The sequence below is a fragment of the Xylophilus sp. ASV27 genome, from assembly GCF_016428875.1.
In the GTDB taxonomy this organism is placed as follows: Bacteria; Pseudomonadota; Gammaproteobacteria; order Burkholderiales; family Burkholderiaceae_C; genus Xylophilus.
The window spans coordinates 14,612-34,234 of sequence record NZ_JAELTO010000004.1; the positions used below are offsets into that span (position 1 = coordinate 14,612).

General features: G+C 67.0%; 19 protein-coding genes. 6 read left to right on the top strand and 13 right to left on the bottom strand.

Going from position 1 to position 19,623, the window contains the following annotated elements; genetic code table 11:
* Positions 1-2: 2 nt before the first annotated feature.
* The 11 genes from JHD63_RS24935 to JHD63_RS01730 all read right to left on the bottom strand — a co-directional run bounded on the left by JHD63_RS24935 (position 3) and on the right by JHD63_RS01730 (position 11,192).
* Positions 3-95: a hypothetical protein gene (locus tag JHD63_RS24935; RefSeq protein ID WP_370590371.1), complete on the bottom strand. Its 93-nt coding sequence runs from the start codon at positions 93-95 to the stop codon at positions 3-5.
* A complete protein-coding gene (locus JHD63_RS01685; RefSeq protein WP_198968927.1) occupies positions 71-892 on the bottom strand; it encodes an SDR family NAD(P)-dependent oxidoreductase in 822 nt (273 codons plus the stop codon). Before JHD63_RS01685 ends, JHD63_RS24935 begins: the two co-directional genes overlap by 25 nt.
* Before the next feature lie 181 nt (positions 893-1,073).
* Complete coding sequence (locus JHD63_RS01690) at positions 1,074-1,640, bottom strand: DUF2889 domain-containing protein (protein ID WP_198968928.1); 567 nt, start codon at positions 1,638-1,640, stop codon at positions 1,074-1,076.
* A gap of 12 nt (positions 1,641-1,652) precedes the next feature.
* Positions 1,653-2,444, bottom strand: coding sequence for a crotonase/enoyl-CoA hydratase family protein (locus tag JHD63_RS01695; protein ID WP_198968929.1), 792 nt, complete (start codon positions 2,442-2,444; stop codon positions 1,653-1,655).
* 9 nt (positions 2,445-2,453) lie between these two features.
* On the bottom strand, positions 2,454-3,497 hold the full coding sequence (locus JHD63_RS01700; protein ID WP_198968930.1) for an NAD(P)-dependent alcohol dehydrogenase: 1,044 nt from the start codon (positions 3,495-3,497) through the stop codon (positions 2,454-2,456).
* Positions 3,498-3,540: 43 nt separating this feature from the next.
* Positions 3,541-4,503 carry a Bug family tripartite tricarboxylate transporter substrate binding protein gene (locus JHD63_RS01705; RefSeq protein WP_198968931.1) on the bottom strand — a complete coding sequence of 321 codons (963 nt, stop codon included), beginning with the start codon at positions 4,501-4,503 and terminating at the stop codon, positions 3,541-3,543.
* Between the two features lie 43 nt (positions 4,504-4,546).
* Positions 4,547-5,962, bottom strand: coding sequence for an aldehyde dehydrogenase family protein (locus JHD63_RS01710; RefSeq protein WP_198968932.1), 1,416 nt, complete (start codon positions 5,960-5,962; stop codon positions 4,547-4,549).
* 5 nt (positions 5,963-5,967) lie between these two features.
* Positions 5,968-7,134 carry an iron-containing alcohol dehydrogenase family protein gene (locus JHD63_RS01715; protein ID WP_233167488.1) on the bottom strand — a complete coding sequence of 389 codons (1,167 nt, stop codon included), beginning with the start codon at positions 7,132-7,134 and terminating at the stop codon, positions 5,968-5,970.
* A gap of 7 nt (positions 7,135-7,141) precedes the next feature.
* On the bottom strand, positions 7,142-8,725 hold the full coding sequence (locus tag JHD63_RS01720) for a class I adenylate-forming enzyme family protein (RefSeq protein WP_198968934.1): 1,584 nt from the start codon (positions 8,723-8,725) through the stop codon (positions 7,142-7,144).
* 93 nt (positions 8,726-8,818) lie between these two features.
* Entirely contained in the window at positions 8,819-9,979 is a 1,161-nt protein-coding gene (locus tag JHD63_RS01725; RefSeq protein WP_198968935.1) for a CaiB/BaiF CoA transferase family protein, read from the bottom strand.
* A 43-nt stretch (positions 9,980-10,022) separates the two neighbouring features.
* Positions 10,023-11,192: an FAS1-like dehydratase domain-containing protein gene (locus JHD63_RS01730; protein ID WP_198968936.1), complete on the bottom strand. Its 1,170-nt coding sequence runs from the start codon at positions 11,190-11,192 to the stop codon at positions 10,023-10,025.
* 343 nt (positions 11,193-11,535) lie between these two features.
* Between JHD63_RS01730 and JHD63_RS01735 the strand changes: the two genes are divergently transcribed.
* From JHD63_RS01735 to JHD63_RS01755, 5 genes are all read left to right on the top strand, one after another.
* Positions 11,536-12,507 (top strand): LysR substrate-binding domain-containing protein, encoded by a 972-nt coding sequence (locus tag JHD63_RS01735; RefSeq protein WP_198968937.1) that lies wholly within the window; start codon positions 11,536-11,538, stop codon positions 12,505-12,507.
* Positions 12,508-12,829: 322 nt separating this feature from the next.
* The gene (locus JHD63_RS01740; protein ID WP_198968938.1) at positions 12,830-13,729 is read left to right on the top strand and encodes an amino acid ABC transporter substrate-binding protein; all 900 of its coding nucleotides are present in this window, start codon (positions 12,830-12,832) and stop codon (positions 13,727-13,729) included.
* A 128-nt stretch (positions 13,730-13,857) separates the two neighbouring features.
* Positions 13,858-14,589, top strand: a complete 732-nt coding sequence (locus tag JHD63_RS01745) for an amino acid ABC transporter permease (RefSeq protein ID WP_198968939.1) — start codon at positions 13,858-13,860, stop codon at positions 14,587-14,589.
* Positions 14,589-15,254 carry an amino acid ABC transporter permease gene (locus JHD63_RS01750; protein WP_198968940.1) on the top strand — a complete coding sequence of 222 codons (666 nt, stop codon included), beginning with the start codon at positions 14,589-14,591 and terminating at the stop codon, positions 15,252-15,254. Before JHD63_RS01745 ends, JHD63_RS01750 begins: the two co-directional genes overlap by 1 nt.
* Positions 15,255-15,297: 43 nt before the next feature.
* The gene (locus JHD63_RS01755) at positions 15,298-16,035 is read left to right on the top strand and encodes an amino acid ABC transporter ATP-binding protein (RefSeq protein ID WP_198968987.1); all 738 of its coding nucleotides are present in this window, start codon (positions 15,298-15,300) and stop codon (positions 16,033-16,035) included.
* Between the two features lie 242 nt (positions 16,036-16,277).
* Here the strand turns inward: JHD63_RS01755 and JHD63_RS01760 are convergent, their stop codons facing one another.
* The gene (locus JHD63_RS01760) at positions 16,278-17,099 is read right to left on the bottom strand and encodes a dienelactone hydrolase family protein (protein ID WP_198968941.1); all 822 of its coding nucleotides are present in this window, start codon (positions 17,097-17,099) and stop codon (positions 16,278-16,280) included.
* 96 nt (positions 17,100-17,195) lie between these two features.
* Here JHD63_RS01760 and JHD63_RS01765 point away from each other — a divergent pair, with 96 nt between their 5' ends.
* Positions 17,196-18,161, top strand: a complete 966-nt coding sequence (locus JHD63_RS01765; protein WP_198968942.1) for a GlxA family transcriptional regulator — start codon at positions 17,196-17,198, stop codon at positions 18,159-18,161.
* Positions 18,162-18,243: 82 nt separating this feature from the next.
* Here JHD63_RS01765 and JHD63_RS01770 read toward each other — a convergent pair whose 3' ends face one another.
* Positions 18,244-19,623 carry an amidase family protein gene (locus JHD63_RS01770; RefSeq protein ID WP_198968943.1) on the bottom strand — a complete coding sequence of 460 codons (1,380 nt, stop codon included), beginning with the start codon at positions 19,621-19,623 and terminating at the stop codon, positions 18,244-18,246.

Genomic DNA, 19,623 nt, shown 5'->3' on the forward strand with positions numbered 1-19,623 from the left:
GTTTAATGAAACGACTTGTCGCCATCGACGGCGAGCGCGGCGCCGGTGACGTAAGACGACTCATCGCTGGTCAGGTAGAGGATGGAACGCGCGATCTCCTCGGGCTGGGCAGTCCGCGCAGCGCATAGTTGCCGACGTTGCCCTGGACACCTTCGGCCATTGGCGTGTTCACTAGGCCCGGATATACGGTGTTGGCGCGGATCGAAGGGGCCAGTTCCGCGGCCAGCGCTCGGTTCAAATTCAAGACACCGCCTTTCGACGCCGAGTACGCGGTCCGGTTCGGCGTATTGGGCAGCAGCGACTGACCCGAGCCGAGGTTAAGGCAACGCTGAATAAGTCCGCGCGGTGGCGCGCGCCCTGGTGTGGGATGGGATGCAAGGCGCAAACCGCAGCCATAGCCGCAGCTATGGCGAGGATTTGCAACGCCGCAGACCGCCCACGGCAGGGATGCGCGACACGCGAGGGACTTGTTCAGCGTTGCCTTAACGATGGAGGCATGCGGCACCTGCTTGAGCCAGGGCAGGCAGCAGCGGACGACGATGTACGTCCCCGTGAGGTTGATCTCCAGGACGCGGCGCCACTGCGCCAGGTCGATTTCCAGCACCGATCCCCGCAACATGACGCCCGCTGCTTTGACCACGCCGTCGATGCCGCCCATGGCCGCCGCACCCTGCGTCACAGCGCGCTCGACAGAGCCCTCGTCACAGATGTCGGCTTCAAAAGCCTGTGCCTGGATGTCGCGTGTGAGCGCCCGCAGAGCGGGGCCATTGCGGTCCAGCAAAGTCAGGGCAGCGCCCTCCGGGGCGAACAGCCGGGCAGTTGCCAGGCCGATGCCGGAAGCGGCACCCGTGATGACGATGCGACGGTTGCTAAGACGTTGAATTTCAGCCATGGATGTGGACCTATTTCTTCGGGATCTTGGCCAGCTCCACGAGCCGGCCTCAGCGCTCGATCTCCGCGTGCACGAAGGTACGCAGCTGTTCCGGTGTTCCTCCGCCACGGCAACGAAGGTCCGCAGCTGTACCAGGTCGATGATCATGTTTGTCTCTTGCTGTTTTTGATGTCTTCGATGGCTACCCCGTGTCGGATGGCTTCGGTCGATAGAACTGCGGCCAGTGGACGCGAACCAGTTCGCGCTCCTGTCCGTAGGCATAGCAGCTGTCGATCTTGAGCGGCCGGCCCGTCGCATCCACGCGCTCGGCCTGGCCACGGTTGACCTGGCTCAGCGACTGGAAGGCGGTCGTCGCCATCGGGATCAGCAGCTCCATGAGGTGGGTGCAACCGCGCGCACCACCAAGCCGGCTGCGCACTTCCTTGCTCCAGCCGCTGGTCATCCGCAGTCCGATCAGGGACTGCAGCGCGCGGCCTCCCTCGGGGCACTCGCCATAGGGCGCCGCCTCGGTGAAGGTCTCGACGCCGTGGATGCACAGGTCCTGGTCGAACACCAGCCGCACGCCCATGTCATGGATGGGCTCGCCCGCGGGAACATCCTTGCCGCCGCGCCAGTGCTCGAAGTCGTGCGGCTTGCGGTCGGTCACGCGTCCTTCCAGCTCAAACAGGCCGTCGCTGCGCCGCCAGCCGCGCATATCGATGCGGCGGAAGTGCAATTCTTCCTCACAGGTGGCGTTCGGATCGAGCATGGCCTTGCTCCCTCAACTGAATTGCGGGGCGCGCTTCTCCAGGAACGCGTTGACGGCCTCGCTGTGGTCGGGCGTCTTGTGGCAGATCGCCTGGAACACCGCGGACAGTTCGAGTACTTCACTCAGGCGCCCGTGGATGGCCTCGCGCATCAGCCGCTTGGTCAGGCGGATGCTGTGGGCGGCATTCACGGCGATGCGGCCTGCCATCTCGCGCGCGGCGGGCATCAACTGGTCGTGGGGAACCACGCGCGACACCAGGTTCCAATCCAGCGCCTGTTGCGCATCGATGGTGTCCCCGGTGAAGGCCAGTTCCGCCGCCCGCGACATGCCCACGATGCGTTGCAGCAGCCAGGCCCCGCCGTCGCCAGGGATGATCCCGAGCTTGATGAAGCTCTCGGCAAACTTGGCCTTCTCGGAGGCAATGCGGATGTCGCACATGCAGGCCAGGTCCAGGCCCGCGCCGATCGCATGCCCGTTTACGGCAGCGATGACGGGTACTTCGAGGTTGAACAGGTTCAAGGTCAGGCGCTGGATGCCGCGCCGGTAGTCCTGGCGGATGTCCACCTCGGTGACTTCGGGCAGGGCTTGACGCTTCATCTTGTGGAGGTTGCCGCCGGCGCAGAACGAGGGGCCATTGGCCGCCAGGATCACGCAGCGCACGCTGCGGTCGTCGTGGATGCGCTCGATGGCCGCGAGGAATTCGGGGATGGCGGTGTTGCCGGTCAGCGGGTTGCGCTGCTCGGGCTGGTTCATGGTCAGCGTGACGACAGGGCCGTCTTGCTCATAGAGAAGGAAATCAGACATGGTGGGGGCTCACAGAGTGGTGTTGTCGATCACGAAGCGAAAGCGCACGTTGCCCGTGAGCAGTCGCCGGTAGGCGTCGTCGATGCCGTCGGCACGGATGACCTCCACCTCGGCGCCGATGCCGTGCTCGGCGCAGAAGTCGAGCATTTCCTGCGTCTCGGCCATGCTGCCGCTGCGCGTGCCGGCGATCGATCGCCGGTTGGTGAGCAACGCTGTGGCAGAGACGCTCAGGGGCTGGGCGGCCACGGCCAGGTTGACGTACACGCCATCGCGCGCGAGCAGGCCCAGGTAGCGATCCAGGTCGGCATGGATGGGTACGGTCGAGAAGATGAGATTGAACGCGCTGGCGAGAGCCGTGAACGTGTCCGGGTCCGTGCTGAGCCGATAGTCGTGCGCACCGAGGCGAAGTGCGTCGTCGCGCTTGTCCGGCGAGAGATCCAGGACCGTGGTGCGCGCGCCCAGCGCACGCGCCATCTGCACGCCGACGTGGCCCAGGCCACCGAAGCCGATGATCGCCACCTTGCTGCCGGAACCGGCCCGCCAGTGGCGCAGCGGCGAGTACATCGTGATGCCGGCGCACAGCAGCGGCGCGGCGCTGTCCAGCGGGATGCCAGCCGGAATCCGCACGACGAAGCCCTCATCAACCACGATGTTCTGGCTGTAGCCGCCGTAGGTGGGATTGCCATCGCGGCCGATGGCGTTGTAGGTCAGCGTGCGGCCGCCGCTGCAGTACTGCTCAAGCCCAGCCTGGCAGTTCTCGCAGACCCCGCACGCCTCGACCATGTTGCCCACGCCGACGCGATCCCCGACCCTGAACCGGCTGACCTCGACGCCCACTGCCGAGACGATGCCCGCGATCTCGTGGCCCGGCACGATCGGGTAGATGGTCTTTCCTCCGCGCAGGCAGCGCGCATGCTCGACGTCCGAATGGCAGATGCCAGCGTAGGCGATCTCGATCAGGACGTCTCGCGGCCCGGGATTGCGGCGCTCGATCGTCGTTGGAACGAAAGGCTGGTCGGGGCCGTTGATGCAGCGCGCCCTCGAAGTGATCATGAAAAACTCCCCGCCGACCGACGCGCGGTGTGGCAACTACGCATCACTCGGGCTGGATGTTGGCCGCGCGTGCCAGTTGCACCCACCGGTTGGTTTCGGAATCGATGAAGGCCTTGAGTTCGTCCGGGCCCATCGACAGCGGCGTGGCGCCCTGCGTGGCGTACTTGTCGATAAGGTCCCGCGACTTCTGCACCTTGATCACCGCATCGCTGACGCGGGTGACCAGGTCCCGCGGCAGGCCCGCGGGGCCCATCAACGCGTTCCAGGACGGGAAGTCGAACCCGGGCAGGGTCTCCGAGATCGCGGGCCAGCCGGGCATCACCGGATTGCGCTTCAGGGAGGAAACGGCCAGCGGCCGCAGTTGACCCGCCTTGGCCTGGGCCTGGGCATTGCCTTGATCGGTCAGCGTGGCGTCCAGGTTGCCGCCGATCACGTCGGTGATCGTGGCCGGACTTCCCTTGTAGGGAATGGGCAGCAGATCGATGCCTGCAAGCCGGTTCATCGTCGCGATCTGGGTCTGCACCGAGGTGGTCGAGAAGCCGACGCTGACCTTGCCGGGGCGTGTCTTGGCATAAGCGATGAAGTCGGCGAAGGTGCGAATCGGGGAGTCGCCCTTGACCATCAGCACATGGTTCGTCAGGCTCACCGCAGCAATGGGCGTCAGGTCCTTGCGGGGGTCATAGCCCAGATTCTTGAAGAACGCCACGTTGGCCGCCAACGGCGAGTTCGACGCGCACAGCAGCGTGGCGCCATCCGGGGCGGCGTGCACCACATCCAGCGTGCCGATGGTGCCATTGCCACCGGACTTGTTGTCGATGAAGTAGCTCTGGCCGTTGGCCGCGCCGACCAGGGGCAGCAGCACGCGTGTCACGTAGTCGTTCGAACTGCCGGCCGGCAACGGCACGACCACACGTGTCGCACGTCCCCGGACGGCCTGGGACCAGGCCAAGCCGCTGGGCAGCGCGAGCACCGGGCCGAGCGTCTTGATGAAGCTGCGCTTGTTCACTATTCTGTCTCCTATGCTCTTGTTGCTGAGGGGCTGCGCTAGCTCATCCCAGGACGGACTGGTACTCCATGAATTCCTCGATGCCGAAGCGGCCCCACTCACGGCCGACGCCGGAGAGCTTGAAGCCGCCGTGGGTGCCGCGCTTGTCCAGCGGCGCGCCGTTGATGCGCACGCGCCCGACACGCAGGCGCGATGCGATGCGGCGCGCACGCTCGACGTCGTTGCACCACACGCCGCCCGCCAGGCCATACTGCGAGTCGTTGGCGATGCGGATGGCGTCCTCTTCGTCATCGAAGGGAATGATCACGACCACCGGCCCGAAGATTTCCTCGCGCGCGATGCGGCTGTTGTTGTCGCCGGAGAAGATGGTGGGACGCACGTACCAGCCTCGCGGCAGTCCTTCCGGTGGCTCGGCGCCGCCGGTCAGCATGCGCACGCCGTCCTCTTGCGCCGAGCGGATGTAGCCGCGCACCCGGTCGCGCGCCGCAGACGTGGAAACCGGGCCCAGCGTGGTCGATTCGTCCAGCGGATCGCCCAGCACATAGCTGTTGGCTTTGCGCACCGCGAGTTCCTCGGCCTCCTGCAGGCGTTCACGCGGGACCAGCATGCGGGTCAGGCCGCCGCAGACCTGGCCGGTGTTGCGCAAGGCGTCCGCGATGCCGTCGCTCACCGCGCGCTCGAAGTCGGAATCGGCCAGGATGATGTTCGGGGACTTCCCGCCCAGCTCCAGATGCACGCGTTTGACCCACTCGGACGCCACCTCCATGACGCGACGCCCGGCGCGCACCGATCCGGTGATGGACACCATATCGACCTGCGGATGTGCCGCAATGGCTTCGCCGACTTCGGGCCCGGTGCCGCATACGAGGTTGAACACCCCCGGCGGCATGCCAGCCTGCTCGCACAGCTCGGCGAACAGGAAGGCGGTCAGCGGTGCCACCTCGGAGGGCTTGAGGACCACGGTGCATCCGGCGGCGATGGCCGCGCCCGCCTTGGAGATGACGGAGCGCAGGGGGGCGTTCCACGCCGTGATGCCGCCCATCACGCCGGAGGGCACGCGGCGCACCTGCGTGTTGCCCACGTGCTCGACCCATTGGATCTGGGCCAGCGACTCGGCAATGATGTCCAATTCCTCCACCGCGCCCAGGGTCTGCGACTTGCGCAACGCGGTGATGGGGTAGCCGAGTTCGGTCACGAGCGTTTGCGAAATCTCGTCCGCGCGTGCTTCCGTCAATCGGGCCAGCCTGGTGAACAGCGCGACGCGCTCGTCCACCGTGCTTTGGGACCAGGCCGGGAACGCGCGGACGGCAGCCTGCACGGCGTGATCGACGTCTTCGGCAGTGCCGCGCGGCACGGTGGCAATGGTCTCTTCCGTTGCCGGATTCACGACGGTCAGGACCTCTTTGCACGACGACGGCACCCACTGGCCGTCGATGTAGATCTTGTTGCGTTCGATCATGATGGTCACCATGCCTCTTCGAGAATTTGCTGCAGTTCGGCGGCGCTGCGCACCGGCCGCGGATTGCCACGCAGGAACCAGTCGCCCATCCCGTGCGCGGCGATGTCGGCCAGGCCCTCGCGCGGCACGTTGACGTCGCGCAGGCGCCGCGGCACGCCGAGATCGTCGAAGAACGACGTCACCTTCTGGGTGATCTGCTCCAGGGTTTCCTGCGCGGTGGAGCGCGGCAGGTCGAGCGCGGCCGCCACGTCGGCCACGCCCGCAGCCGCGGCTTCGGCGTTGAAGCGCAGCACATGCGGCAGCACGATGGCGTTGACGGTCCCGTTCTCGATCTCGTGGCGGGCGCCGATCGCATGGCCGAGCACCGTGGTGATGCCGGCCGCCGTGTGATCGGTCCCCTGACCGCACAGGATGGCGGCCAGCACCAGTTGGCCGCGCACGGCCGGGTCGTCCTCACGCGCCGCCCGCGGAAGGTTCTGGCCGATCAGCCGCAGCACCTGCATCAGCGCGCCCTGAGCCAGTGCGTCCTGCGAGCGCGAGGTGAGCCCTTCGATCGCCATCGACAGGGTGTTGATGCTGGCGGTGGCCACCAGACCGCGCGGGGCCGAGAGGATCATCTCGGGGTCGATGAACACCGATTGCACGCGCGTCTTGGGATCGAACATCGCCAGCCGCTGCCCGCTGACAGGATCGAACACGGCGCTGCCGGCCTTGACGGTGGCCGTGGTCGGCGTCGTCGGCACGATGAACTGCGGCAGCTTGGGCGCCGACAGCTTGGGACTGCGCAGGCTGCCGTCGGCCTCGGTCACGGTGCACAGTTCGGAGACCGGCTTGCCCTCGGCCGCCAGAATGCTGGCGGCACGGGCGGTCACGATGGCTGAGCCGCCGCCCACCGCGATCACGGCATCGGCGTCCAGGCTGCGCAGCAGCGTGGCCGCGTCCTCGACCGAAGCGACCGGGCTGTGGCCCAGCACCTCGCCGTAGACGCCGGCGCAGCGCGCACCCAGCGCGGCGCTCACGCGCTCGAACAACGGGCCCTTGGCTAGCCAGTCGCCGCAGATGACCACGGCCCGCTGGCTCTTGATGCGGTCGAGTTCGCGGCCCAGGTGAGCGAGGCTGTCGGGGCCGTGGAACAGGCGCAGCGGCGGCGTGACGTGTTGGAAGTTCTGCATGGCCATTTCAGCCCCCGTTCTGAAGTTCGGCCCGGACCTGGGCACTGGTCGCCTTCTTGTCCACCTTGCCGGTGTCGTTGGTCGGCAGCGCCTCGCGCTGGATGCGCCAGCGGCTGGGCACCGCGAACGACGCGATCTGGCCGCGTAGCTGATCCTGCAACTGCTGCGGCGTGAGGTCGGCATCGGTGACGACCACCGCCATCACTTCCTCGCCCAGGTCAGGGTGCGGCACACCGAAGACCACGGTTTCGGCCACGCCGGGGATGTTCAGCAGCGCGCGCTCGATGGCGGCCGGCGCGATGTTCTCGCCGCCGCGGATGATCATGTCCTTGCAGCGGCCGGTGATCCACAGGTTGCCCTTGTCGTCCAGCCGGCCCAGGTCGCCTGTATGCAGCCAGCCTTCGGCATCGATGGGCGACTCTTCGAGCCCGAAAAAGCGGGACATCTGCGTGGGGGAGCGCAGCAGGATCTCGCCATCAGGCAGGCCCGGATGGACAAGGAAGCGGATCTCGACACAGGGCAGCGGCTTGCCGGTAGAGCCCAGCTCCGAGATGTCCTCCGAGCCCGCCGCGGCCGTGGCTTGTCCGCCGTTCTCCGTCAGGCCGTAGCCCGTGGGAATCCTCGGACTGACGCTGGGCAACTGGGTTCGGATGCGCTGCATCAGCTCGGCATGCACTGGGGCGCCGCCGATGCTGATGGACTTCAGGCTGCTCAAGTCCCGGCGCGAGACGTCCGGGTGGTCCAGCAGCCGCGTCACCATGGTCGGCACGGCGTTCCAGCGCTTGACCTTGTTGCGCTCGATGGATGCGAGCACCTCGGCGGGGTCGTACCGGCCTTCCGACAGAACCAGCGTGTCGCCGACGATGACTGCGCGCATGAGGGTCTGCATGCCGCCCACGTGGAACAGCGGGCCGGTGATCAGCGTCACGTCGCGCGGCGCCGTCTCGTCGATCTGATGCGGCAGCTTACGCGTGATGTGCAGCGTCATCTGCAGGCGCGCCAACAGTGCGCGATGCGTCAGCACCACCGCCTTGGGCTGGCCCGAAGTTCCCGACGTGAAGATGATGAGCGCGGTTTCTTCCTCGCCGCGTGCTCCGTCGTCGGCGAAGGCGTCGCCTTCCTGCCACCAAGCCATGTCGATGCCCCAGGGGCCGCCCTGCGCGTTAGCAGGCACCCGCGCCGCGCAACGGTCGTCGGCCAGGGTCATGGCCGGCTGCAGGGCCGCCAGGCCGTTGCCCACTTCCACCTCGCTCCACCAGGCGTTCGCCAGGACCGGCACGGCACCCACCAGCAGGCAGGCCCAGAAATTGAGAACCCACTCGGGGCTGTTCCAGCCGAGGATGAAGATGCGGTCGCCGCGGCGAATCCCCATGTCGGCGAGCTGGCGGGCCTTGGCCAACGCACCCCGGCGCAGTTCCTCGAACGTGACGACCCGCTCGCCCTGGATGACGTGGGGCAGAGCGCCCCAGCGGCTGGCGAAGTCGAGCACGCGCTCGACCCGGCGCGGGCGGTCGATGTACATGCGGTACGAAATGCCGCCGACGGTTTCCGTCGCGATCTCCTTGCCCCATGTCGTTTCTGCTGAGGACATTGATGTCTCCGTGTTGGTGCGGCTGGTGTGCGCGTTTTTTGTGTTCGCCGCCGAGAGCCAGCCGCGGGAGGCGTGTGCCGCCTCACTGAGCGTTCAGGATTTCTTGTAGCGATCGAGGATCGCGTTGTCCTGGCCGAGCGCCGGAGCAGGCTTGGCGGGACACCACTGACCATCGAACTTGATGGGTATCCGCACGCTGCGGATGGAACCCACGTTGCCGGGGTATTCGACATCGGTGATGGAGCCGGAGCCGCTGGCGGCCTCCATTTCCAGCGCCTCGCCGAGATTGCGGACCACGCCGCAGGGGATACCCGCCTCGTGCAGGCGCTTGACGACCTCCTCGGAGGTGAAGCCCGAGAACACCTCGCCGAGCAAGGCGTCGCAGGCGTCCCGGTGCAAGACGCGGGATGCGGCGGTCAGGAACCGGGGGTCTTCCGCGAGTTCCGGCCGGTCCATGGCATCGACGATCCGCTTCCACGAGCCGTCGCTGAAGGTGGACAGCAGGACGTTGCCGTCCGAAGTAGCGTACTGGCCGTACGGCACCACTCCCGGGTGACGCGAGCCCATACGCTTGGGCGTTTCGCCCGTCACGAAATACCGGGTGGCGTTGTAGACGGACAGCGACAGCAGCGAACTCATCATGCTGACCTCCACCAGGCTGCCCTTGCCGGTGCGAGAGCGCTTGAGGAGTGCCGCGAGGATGCCGTGGACCGAAAACATGCCGGAGGCCAGGTCGGCCACCGGCAGGCCCAGCTTGCTGGGCGGGGCGTCGCCTTCGCCGTTGAGGCTCATCACGCCGGATTCGGCCTGCACGATCAGGTCGAAGGCGGCGCGCCGGCTTTCCGGGCCGGTTCCCCCGAAGCCCGAGATCGAGCAGTAGACCAACCCCGAGTTGATCTTGGAGAGCACGTCGTAGCCGAAGCCCAGGCGTTCGGCGACTCCGGTGCGGAAGTTCTGGATGAACACGTCGCAGTCGGCGACCATCGCGTGGACGAGCTTTTGGCCTTCCTCGGACTTCAGGTCGAGTTCCACCGACGCCTTGCTGCGGTTGATGGTGGAGTGGTAGAAGCTCACGTCGCCCTGCAGCGGCGCGATGTGGCGCGTGTCGTCGCCGGCCTCGGGCACTTCGACCTTGATGACCTCCGCGCCCATCTCAGCGAGCAGCAGCGTCGCATAGGGTCCGGAAAGATAGCGTGTCAGGTCGAGGACGCGCACACCGCTGAGCGGCAGCTCGGCGTCGCTGGAAGTGGTCATGGTTGTCTCGCTTCTTTGTTCTGTTCGCCAGATGCCCGCCCGCTCAGACGGCGGGGCGCGTGGGCAGGGCAACCACCGCGGTTCCTGGCATGCACTGCTGGCCGCGCTGGTTGGTGGCCCAGGTGACCAGGCGCACGATGTGGCGGCCTTCGGCATCGACCTCCTTGGCTTCCACGCGGCCTCCCAGGCGCAGCACGTCGCCCAGGTACACGTGCGAGCGGTACTGGCCGGTCAGCGCCACCAGCCGGCCGGCGTCGCCCATCCAGTTCGTCAGCGAATGGATCTGCCAGCAGGTACGCTGGATGCCCACGTCGTAGGCGATCTGGGCGCCCTGCAGCTGCGCGGCGTAGTCGTTGTAGTGCACGGAGTAGACGGGCTCCAGCGCGTGCGTGCGGGGGTCGCGGAAGGCCCACTTGGGGTGCTTGTGGTAGCGCTTGAGCGAGACCGCATGCGCGGCCACGCGCGGGATCGGCGCCGCGCCGGCGGCGATGAAGGCGATAAAGTCGGTCAAGCCCAGCGGGCCCTTGGTGATCACGTCGATCTCGTCGCCGACCTGCACGTCTTCCCAGTAGCGCGGCTCGGCGCCGCGCGGCTTCTCGGCCAGGATCTGCGCCTCGATCTCGGCGATCTCCTCGTCCTTCCAGGGGTGGGGCACCTCGATGGCGCGGCTCTCGCGGCGCTTCTGCATCTCGCCGCGCTCGAAGCGCATGCGCGAGCAGATGAAGGTGGCCTTGAGTTCGCCTTCCTCGTTGCGGTACTCCTGGCGCAGGTAGTCCTTGATGCGCCGGCCGCCGAAGTTGCTGTCGGCGATCGGGCCGTCGAAACCGTCGAACGTCACCTTGGCCGTGATCTTCTCGCCCACACGGATCGTATCGCCGAAGGTGATCTTGGTTTCTGCGTGGAAGCCGCCAAGGCCCGGCCAGCCGACCTGCACCGAACCCAGGCACGCGAAGATGAAGCTGGGAGGAGCGACCAGCGTGCCGAAGGGGCCGTTCTTGGCGTATTCCGCGTCGGTCCACAGCGGGTTGTCGTCGCCGATGCCCTCGCAGAAGCGCATCACGGCCAGGCGTGTAGCGTACTCGTTGTTCAGGCAGGACTCGGTGCGCAACTCGGTGCCAATCAGCGCGCGCATGTCGCCGAGCATCTTGTCCGTGAACTTGCCGAGGGCAAGCTCCTTGGTGATGCTTGCCTTGGATGCCTCTTTTTGGTTCATATATGCGTACTATTGATCGTATTTGCGATTTATGACTATAGGGCTAAAACACTTGCGGGTCAATGCGGCTTTTGCGCACGTCGCGTGCGCAAAAGGGTGTGGCGTCTTCTCCGCCACGCTGCGTGCGGTCGGGTCGACCGCGCAGCCGGGCCGGACCGGGCGGTAGAACATTGGCAGGGCCTGTGCCGGCTGGCTGGCGCACGCGGCCAGTGCCGCCGGCAAGGCCGCTGCTGAAGTCTCCTTCGCGGCCCCCGCACAACCGGATGTTTGCACTGGGAGATGCAGAAATGCAGCGATCCGGCATGGCGAGCGGGCGTGCCGGGGAAATTCCATAATTCGCCCCATGGAAACCAAGTGGCTCGAGGACTTCGTCAGCCTCGCCGAAACGCGCAGCTTCAGCCGTTCGGCGCAACTGCGCCATGTGACACAGCCGGCTTTCTCGCGCCGCATCCAGGCGCTGGAGGGCTGGGCGGGGGCCGACCTGGTCGATCGCACCTCCTATCCCACGCGCCTGACCCCGGCTGGCGAGACGCTCTATGCGCAGTCGCTGGAGATGCTGCAGGCGCTGCAGACCACGCGCGCCATGCTGCGCGGCCACATCGCAGCGGGCAAGGACGTGATCCAGTTCGCCGTGCCGCACACGCTGGCCTTCACCTTTTTCCCGAGCTGGGTGTCGGGCCTGCGCGAGCGCTTCGGGCCGATGCGCAGCCGCCTGATCGCCCTGAACGTGCACGACGCGGTGCTGCGGCTGATGGAGGGCAACTGCGACCTGCTGATCGCCTACCACCACAGCACCCAGCCGATTCAGCTCGACACCGAGCGCTATGAGATGGTGGTGCTGGGCGAGGAGACGGTGGCGCCGTTCTCGCGCCCCGATGCCGACGGCCGCCCGATGTTCGAGCTGCCCGGCCGCGCGAGCCAGCCGCTGCCCTACCTGGCCTATGCGCCCGGGGCCTACCTGGGCCGCGTGGTGGAGACGCTGCTTAAGGAAGCCGGCGTCCCGATCCATCTGGACCGCGTCTACGAGACCGACATGGCCGAAGGCCTGAAGGCCATGGCGCTGGAGGGCCATGGCGTGGCGTTCCTGCCGCACAGCGCGGTACGGCGCGAACTGCGCGGCCGCCGGCTGGTGAGCGCACTGCCGCCGGATCAGCCCGGCCTGCAGATGACGATGGACATCCGCGCCTACCGCGAGAAGCCGGCCGCGCCGCGCGAGGGCGGCGTCATCCGTGGCCGCGCGGCGGCGCGCCGGCCGGCCGACGCGCTCTGGGCATTCCTGCAGAATGCGCCCGCCCTGCGTCTCACCGGCCAGTAGCCGCCTTGCGGCTCCTGGCCGGCATCAGGGTTTTTCATTAGTCCATGTTTTTTTTGCATGAAGCGGGGAGCAACTGGCATTGGTCAGCTGTGGCCGGCCGCCGTACAGTCGGCGACCTGCTGATGCGCCAATCTGGGCACGGACCTTGCGATTGCTCGTCTCCAACGGAGGGGCTACGGGTCTGCCAGTGCACCGGAAAGACACCGTTATGCCAGCTCATTGCACCAATTTGGCGTGCTTGGGGTGTAACCCGCGCGTTGCAGGCCTCGATTCCGTTCTAGACTCCGCCTTACTTTCATCCTCGTTCACCAAGGAGATTTGCATGAATAAACAACTGTTGGCCCTCGCGGTCGCGGCACTGACTGCTGGCGGGGCGTTTGCCCAGGCCAGCGACACCCTGGCCAAGATCAAGGCATCGGGCGTTATCACCGAAGGCGTGCGCGAGTCTTCCGGCCTCTCCTACACCCTCGGCGACGGCAAGTACACCGGCTTCCACTACGACGTCTGCGCCAACATCATCAAGGACCTGGAAAAGGTCGTGGGCCGAAAGCTCGAAACCAAGTACCAGCCCGTGACCTCGCAGAACCGCATCCCGCTGGTGCAGAACGGCACCGTCGACCTGGAGTGCGGCTCCACCACCAACAACCAGGCGCGCGCCAAGGACGTGGCCTTCGCCTACACCACCTACGTGGAAGAAATCCGCATCCTGGTCAAGGCCAACTCCGGCATCAACGGCATCAAGGATCTGAACGGCAAGACCATCGCCACCACCACGGGTACCACCTCGGTGCAGACCCTGCGTAAGAACAAGCGCGCCGAAGGCCTGACCTTCAAGGAGGTCTACGGCAAGGACCACTCCGACAGCTTCCTGCTGCTGGAGTCCGGCCGCGCCGACGCCTTCGTGATGGACGGCTCGATCCTGGCATCCAACGCCGCCAAGTCCAAGGCCCCGAACGACTACAAGATGGTCGGCGAGGTGCTTTCCGTCGAGCCGATCGCGATCATGATCCGCAAGGACGATCCGGCCTTCAAGAAGGCGGTGGACGACAGCATCGTGGCCCAGATCAAGTCGGGCGAGATGGCCAAGCTCTATGACAAGTGGTTCATGCAGCCGATCCCGCCGAACAACGTCAAGATCGGCCTTCCGCTATCCGCCGCGACCAAGGACGCGTGGGAGCATCCGAACGACAAGCCCATGGAAGAATATTCCATCAAGGAGTAAGCGCTGAGCATGCGCTGACCGACGCCCACCTGTCCGGTGGGCGTTTTTTGTTGTCCTCTGCCGCGCGGCATCAGGACAGGCCGGAGAAACGGCCCGCGAATCAGGCAAACGTTTGAGAAGGAATCCCCATGGGATCGAATTGGGATTGGCAGATGTTTCTGCAGGACCCGGGAGGCGAGTACCCGACCTACTGGCAATGGATGCTCTCCGCCTGGGGCTGGACAGTATCGGTGTCGCTGCTGGCGCTGGTGGTGGCCCTGGTGCTGGGCTTCATCATCGGAACGCTGCGCACGCTGCCCAACAGCCCGGTCCTGGTCCGACTGGGCAATGCGTGGGTGGAACTCTTCCGCAACATTCCGCTGCTGGTGCAGATCTTCCTCTGGTACCACGTGGTGCCGGCGCTGATTCCGGCCATGCGCGGGCTTTCGAGCTTCGTGCTGGTGGTGCTCGCGCTGGGCTTCTTCACCTCGGCGCGGATCGCCGAGCAGGTGCGCTCGGGCATCCAGGCGCTGCCGCGCGGCCAGCGCTATGCCGGCATGGCCGTGGGCTTCACCACCTTCCAGTACTACCGCTACGTGCTGCTGCCGATGGCGCTGCGCATCATCATTCCGCCGCTGACCAGCGAGACGATGAACATCTTCAAGAACTCGTCGGTGGCCTTCGCAGTGTCCGTGTCCGAGCTGACCATGTTCGCCATGCAGGTGCAGGAAGAAACCTCGCGCGGCATCGAGGTCTATCTGGCCGTGACCGCGCTCTACATCATCTCGGCGTTCGCGATCAACCGCATCATGGCGGTCATCGAGAAGCGCCTGCGCATCCCCGGCTTCGCCGTCGCCGGGCGTGCCGGAGGGGGGCACTGATGAATCTCGATTTCTCGTTCTTCAACTGGGAGCTGATCCGGGCCTTCGTGCTCAAGGGCTTCTGGTTCAGCATCACCCTGACCATCGTCGCCACCCTCGGCGGCATCCTGCTCGGCACCGTGCTGGCGCTCATGCGCCTGTCCGGCAAGAAGTTCCTGGAAGTGCCGGCGGTGATCTACGTCAACGGCATGCGCAGCATTCCGCTGGTGATGGTGATCCTGTGGTTCTTCCTGCTGGTGCCCTTCCTGATCGGGCGGCCGATCGGGGCGGAGATCTCGGCCTACGTCACCTTCATCGCGTTCGAGGCGGCCTACTTCAGCGAGATCATGCGCGCGGGCATCCAGTCGATCCCGCGTGGACAGGTCTACGCCGGGCAGGCCGTGGGCATGACCTACGGCCAGAACATGCGCCTGGTGGTGCTGCCGCAGGCCTTCCGCAACATGCTGCCGGTGCTGCTGACGCAGACCATCATCCTGTTCCAGGACACCTCGCTCGTGTATGCCATCGGCGCTTACGACATGCTCAAGGGCTTCGAGACAGCGGGCAAGAACTACGGCCGCCCGATCGAGGCCTACCTCGTCGCGGCGATCGCCTATTTCGTGATCTGCTATGCGCTGTCCTGGCTGGTCAAGCGCCTGCACAAGAAAATCGCCATCATCCGGTAGTGCCCGGCGCGGCAACCGACAGGAGAAAGAAATGTCCGAAAAAATGATCGAAATCAAGAACGTCTCCAAGTGGTACGGTCCGGTGCAGGTGCTCAACGACTGCTCGGTCAGCATCAACAAGGGCGACGTGGTGGTGGTGTGCGGCCCGTCCGGCTCGGGCAAGTCGACGCTGATCAAGACCGTCAACGCGCTCGAGCCGTTCCAGAAGGGCGAGATCACCGTCAACGGCATCCCGCTGCACGATCCCAAGACCAACCTGCCCAAGCTGCGCTCGCGCGTCGGCATGGTGTTCCAGCACTTCGAGCTGTTCCCGCACCTGTCGGTGACCGAGAACCTCACCATCGCCCAGATCAAGGTGCTCGGCCGCTCGCCCGACGAGGCCAAGACGCGCGGCCTGAAGATGCTCGACCGCGTCGGCCTGATGGCGCACAAGGACAAGTTTCCGGGCCAGCTCTCCGGCGGCCAGCAGCAGCGCGTGGCGATCGCCCGCGCGCTGTCGATGGACCCGATCGTGATGCTGTTCGACGAACCCACCTCGGCACTCGACCCCGAGATGGTCGGCGAAGTGCTCGACGTGATGGTGGCCCTGGCCAAGGAAGGCATGACCATGATGGTGGTCACGCACGAAATGGGCTTTGCGCGCAAGGTTGCCAACCGCGTGATCTTCATCGACGTCGGCGGCCGCATCCTGGAAGACTGCTCGAAGGAAGACTTCTTCGGCAACCCCGACGCCCGCCAGCCGCGCACCAAGGACTTTCTCAACAAGATCCTGGCGCATTGAGGCTCACCCCCTACGCGCTTCGCGTCTTCGCCTTCCCCCTTCCGGGGGCACATCCAGCGGCCCGGCAAAGCCGGTTCCGCGGATGTCTGCGCATAGGCTGCGCGGGTTTTCGGGGTGTGGCGGATTTTGGTGAAATATGCCTCTAGCCCTTATATCACCTGGGATTTTTGCTATTTAATTTGTAGCATCGGTCGATCATATGAAAAGCCCCGCGGCTTGCGCTGCGGGGCTTTTTGCATGCTTCAGCTGCTGAGCCGCCGCGCGAAGAAGGCCAGGATCTCGTCGCGCGTGGCCAGGGTGGGCTGGCCGGCTTCGTCGATCAGGTGCGCGGTCACCACGCTGTGCGGGCTTGCCACCACCTGCGCGAAGAAGGGCGCGGTGCCGGGGTTGGCCGCGCTGTCGGGCAGCACGCGGGCCACGAAGCGATTGCCCAGCGCCTCGGCAAAGGCCGCGAAGCGCTGCGCCCTGCAATGCCTGTCGCCCTCGAAACGGTAGGCCATGACCGTCAGGTCCTCGCGCTCCAGCCGCTCGCGGACGGCGGCCAACTCCTCGGGCGCCATGTGCGTGGCGGCCGGGTCGTCCATCGGCAGCGAAGGCTGGCACACCACCGGCGCGAGCATCGCGGGCTCCAGCATCATCGACAGCGCGAAGTTGCCGGTGAAGCACATGCCGATCGCGCCCACGCCCGGCCCGCCGCACTCGGCATGCGCGAGCCGCGCGAGCGCGCGCAGCCACTGCGTGACCGGGCTCGATTCGTTGGCGGCGAAGGCGCGGAACTCCGCGCTCACGCAGGCGCGCCGGAGCACCGCCACGCCTTCCTCCGCGCCCGGCACGGCGCCGTCGCGGCCGAACAGCGAGGGCATGTAGACGGTGAAGCCCGCGTCGCGCACCCAGCGCGCGAAGCGGGCCACGTGCGGGCTGATCCCCGGCATTTCGGTCATCACGATCACGGCCGGGCCCCGGCCGGCCAGGTAGACCTTCTTCTCGACGCCGTCGAGGGTGATCGGGCGCGCGGCGAAATCGTCGAGCGGGTCGTCTTCGGTGAGGGGCCGGGTGCTGGTCATGGGTGTTGTCTCGCAGTCCGTCCATTGGACCCTTCGCGCCGGCAGAATGGCAGTGTCTCATTCGACTGTTTAAGGGCTGAATCAGACAAGGCCGAAATGCACGACTTCACGATCCTGGTGCTGTCCGGCGCCTTCAATTCCAGTGTCGCGGCCACGCTCGACATCCTCGGCGCCGCGCAGGCCCTGGCGCCGCGGGCCGGCGTGGCGCCGCCGCGCTGGCGGCTGTGTTCGGTGCAGGGCGGAGCGGTGCCGCTGCAGGCCGGCATGGGCATCGACACGGCGCGCCTGCCCGCGCGGCCGCGCGCCGACCGCTCGACCTGGGTTGTGCCGGGGCTCGGGCTGAACACCCCGGGCGACATCCGCCGCTGCCTCGGGAGCGACGAGGCGGTCAGCGCGATCACCGGCCTCGTGCGGCATGCGAAGGCCGGCGGGCAGGTCGCGGCTTCGTGCTCGGCCGTGTTCCTGCTGCACGCGGCCGGCCTGCTGCAGGGCCGGCGCGCGACCACTTCGTGGTGGTACGCGCCGCTGCTCGCGCGCATGGCGCCCGGCTGCATCGTCGACGCCGGCCGCATGGTCTGCGCCGACGGCCCGGTGGTCACGGCCGGCGCCGCGTTCGCGCAGACCGACCTGATGCTGCACCTGCTGCGCGAGCGCTGCGGCAGCGCGCTCACCGACCTGGTCGCGCGCATGCTGCTGGTCGACGGGCGCCAGGCCCAGGCGCCGTTCGTGGTGCCGGAACTGCTGGCCAACGGCAATGAACTGGTGGCGCGGCTGGCCGCAAGAGTCGAGTCGGCGCTGCCCGAGGCACCGGCGGTCAGTGCGCTGGCGCGCGAGTTCTGCATGTCCGAGCGCACGCTGTCGCGCCACATCCGCAAGGCCACCGGCCGGAGCACGCAGGCGCTGGTGCAGAGCGTGCGGCTGCAGCGCGCCCGCGCGCTGCTGGAGGGCAGCCGCATGACGGTCGAGCAGGTGGCCGGCGCCGTGGGCTACCAGGATGCCACGGCGCTGCGGCGGATGATGAAGAAGCTGGCAGGCGCCAACCCCAGCCGGTACAGGGCGTAGACGCGGGTCGGACACGGGTCCGCAGGGTCGGCTGCCCGCCTGGGGAATCCGGCGAGCCATGCTTCGCCCACGGGCTAAGGGTTCAAGCCTGGCGTCTGAGGCTCTCCAGCCGGCGCACCAGGGCCAGCGGCGTGCGGTCTTCGAACTGCGGGCCGATGACCTGCAGGCCGATGGGCAGGCCGTCGCGGTCACGCCCCACCGGAGCGCTGGTGGCCGGAAGACCGGCCACGGTGGCCAGGCCTGGCCAGAACACCTGGGGGCCCAGAAGCTGGGACTGACCGTCGATCTGCACCGTGGCGCTGGCCCAGTCCATCGGTTCGATGTGCGGATAGGCGGTGCAGCCCAGGGTGGGGGCAAGCACCACATCGATCTGTTCGAACAATTGCTGCCATTGGCGTTGCAGCTCGGCGCGGCGGTCCAGCAGCACCAGCCATTCATAGGTCGGCATGCTGGTTGCGCCGGGCTTGCCCCGGGTCATGTAGGTGTTGAGCAGGCCCGCATAGACCTTGTGGCCGGCCTCCAGGTCCGGCAGGCATTCGCTTTGGCGCTGGACCGTGCAGCCGCCGGTCTGCAGGTCGCGCTCGACCTGAGCCAGCGCGGCGCGGATGTCTTCTGAAACGGCCAGAACCGGGTGGCTGTCGATCAGCAGACAGCGGGCCTGGCGCATGTCCCGTGCGGGCGGCAGTTGCAGGTGGTAGGCCAGGGATTGCGGCAGGTCGGGACCGGCCAGCACTTCCAGCGCGAGTTCCAGATCGTCCACGCTGCGGGCCAGGGGCCCGATGACCGCCAGTTCATTGGGCGCACCCGAGCCCAGGCCTGGAAAACCATGGCCTCGCGTCGGCAGCAGGCCCAGGCTGGGCTTGTGTCCGTAGACGCCGCAGAAATGCGCCGGCACACGTATCGAGCCGCCAATGTCCGAGCCCAGCTCCAGGGCCACATAGTGCGCCGCCAGGGCAGCCGCACCGCCGCCTGACGAGCCCCCCGGCGTCCGTGTGGGATCGAGCGGGTTGTAGGTGCGGCCATGGAGGGGGTTGGACGACTGCCAGTCGCCCAGGCCGACTGGCACATTGGTCTTGCCCAGGATCACCGCGCCTGCGGCCTTGAGGCGGGATACCGCCAGGGCGTCGGCCGTGGCGCGCAACGCGCGGGCGAACTCGAAGCCCCAGGTGGTAGGCAGGCCGGCCAGGTTGAAGGACTCCTTCACCGTCATCGGCAGCCCCAGCAAGGGCCGGCGCTCGCCGCTGGCCAGGGCTGCGTCGGCGCTATTCGCCTGTTCGCGGGCGTGGTCGAAATCCCGCACCACCACCGCATTGATGGGGCCGTCCAGTGCCTCGATACGGGCAATGGCGGCATCGCACAGGGCCAGGGCGGTGCAATCGCCGCGGGCCAGGGCAGCGATCTGCGCGCGGGCATTGAGGTCCAGCAGCGCGGTGGGGCTGAGGGCGGGCAGGGCGGTGTTCAT